Origin of the sequence: Limnohabitans sp. JirII-29 (genome assembly GCF_003063395.1) — a bacterium.
In the GTDB taxonomy this organism is placed as follows: domain Bacteria; phylum Pseudomonadota; class Gammaproteobacteria; order Burkholderiales; family Burkholderiaceae_C; genus Limnohabitans.
Genome location: NZ_NESB01000025.1, coordinates 1 through 2,063, shown reverse-complemented (window position 1 = coordinate 2,063; position 2,063 = coordinate 1). Strand labels below are relative to the sequence as shown.

2 protein-coding genes are annotated in these 2,063 nt (G+C 65.2%); both read right to left on the bottom strand.

What is annotated here, in order from left to right; translation table 11 throughout:
* Nucleotides 1–1,387, bottom strand: a 1,387-nt coding sequence (locus B9Z39_RS16810) for an integrin alpha (RefSeq protein ID WP_199221243.1), incomplete at its 3' end; no start/stop codon positions are given.
* 18 nt (nt 1,388–1,405) lie between these two features.
* Nucleotides 1,406–2,063 (bottom strand): hypothetical protein (locus B9Z39_RS17035; RefSeq protein WP_158269527.1); only part of this gene is annotated, 658 nt, incomplete at its 5' end.

The window sequence follows — 2,063 nt, the reverse complement described above, 5'->3', positions numbered from 1 at the left end:
CGGCACCAAAAATCACATAGCTGCGCCCGGTGTTGCTGCCCGCGCCGGTGCTGCTGAACGGTGCGCTCACCAGCAAGTCGGCCAAGCCGTCGCCGTTGACGTCGCGTGCGCTCGACACGCTGAAGCTGCTTTGATCACCGGCACATGCACCATTGATCACAAAGCCCCCTGGGCCTGCGGCCACGTTGCTCAATTCAATGGTGCTGGTGCTGGTCGTACCCAACACCAGGTAGGTGTGCCCAGCTTGGGGACCTGTGCTGGTGCTGCTGAGCGGTGCGCTCACCAACAAGTCGGCCAAGCCGTCGCCATTCACATCGCCTGCCCGCGACACGCTGTAGCCACGTTGGTTGCCACTGCACTCCCCATCCATCACAAAGCCGCCCGTGCCCGCAGTCACCGCGCTCAGGTTGATGGCGTTGGTGCGGGTGGTGCCAAACACCAAGTAGCTGCCCACGGCATTCAGGCTGCTGAAGGGCGCGCCTACCAACAAGTGGGCCAAACCGTGACCGTTGACGTCGCCCACGCCCGCCACGCTGGCGCCACTGTTGTCACCACTGGCTTGGCGGTGGTTCACAAAGCCACCCGTGCCCGCAGCCACCGCGCTCAGGTTGATGGCGCTGGTGGCGGTGGTTCCCCCCACCACGTAGCTGCGGCCGGCCAAGTTGCGTGCATTGGGGTCGCTGGCGGGGGCCCCCACCAGCAAGTGGGCTAAGCCGTCACCGTTCACATCGCCCGCACTCGACACGCTGGTGCCATTATGGTCACCTGTGGACTGGCCGCTGATCACAACAAAGCCACCGACGCCTGCGTTCACCGCGCTCAAATGGATGGGGCTGGTGCTGGTGCTGCCAAACACCACGTAGCTGCCCCCGGCGGTACTGCCTGAGTTGCTACCGCTTACAGGGCCTCCCAGCAGCAGGTCGGCCAAGCCGTTATCGTTGACATCGCCTGCGCCCGACACACTCCCGCCGCTTTTATCGCCAGCACATGCGCCATCAATGACAAAGCCGCCGCTGCCCGCAGCCACCGCGCTCAGCTGGATGACGCTGGTGCCCGTGGTGCCCCACGCCACGTAGCTGCGCCCCGCATCAAGCCCTGTGCTCGGGTCGCCCTGAGGCGCTCCTATCAGCAAGTCGGCCAAACCGTCGCCGTTGACATCGCCCGCGCTGGAATCACTGCGTCCGCTCTGATCGCCAGCACATGCGCCATCAATCACAAACCCGCCGCTGCACGCAGCCAGCGCGCTCAGGTTGATGGCATGGGTGGCACTGGTCCCAAACACCACATAGCTGCGTCCGGCGGTGCTGCCCGCGCTGGTGCTGCTGAACGACGCGCCCACCAGCAAGTCGGCCAAGCCGTCGCCGTTGACGTCGCCCGCGTTGGACACGCTGTAACCACTGTTATCTCACACCGACATACGGTTGATCACAAAGCCACCCGTGCCGGCGGCCACGGCGCCCTGGTCCACGCCGGTCACGGTAAGGCCCTGGCTGCTGGCCGCACTGAGGTTGCCCACCGCGTCCACGGTGTAGAGCACATAGCTGTCGTCACTCAAGTCGCTCAGGCTGAGGTGGGTGTCGGTGTCGCTCTGCCCAATGGCCACGCTGTTCCACAAGCCATCGGCCTGGCTGGTGATGTCGGCCAGCGAAGTCACGCTCACGCTGCTGCTGACGAGGTAAGCGGTGCCGACTTCCGAGCTGCTGACGGTGGCGCTGGCGGTGTTGGCCAAGCTGGCCGTCGTGAGGGTGGCCGTGGGTGCTGTGCTATCGACCGTCAAGGTCTGGCTGTTGGCGGCACTCAGGTTGCCCACCGCGTCCACGGTGTAGAGCACATAGCTGCCGTCGCTCAAGCCGCTCAAGCCCAAGGCGGTGCTGGTGTCGCTCTGCCCAATGGCCACGCTGTTCCACAAACCATCGGCCTGTCGGGTGATGTCGGCCAGCGAAGTCACACTCACGCTGCTGTTGACGAGGTAAGCGGTGCCGAGCTGCGAGCTGCTGACGGTGGCGCTGCTGGTGGTGTCGGCAAAGATGCGGGGGGTGAGGGTGGCTGTGGGTGCCACGGTG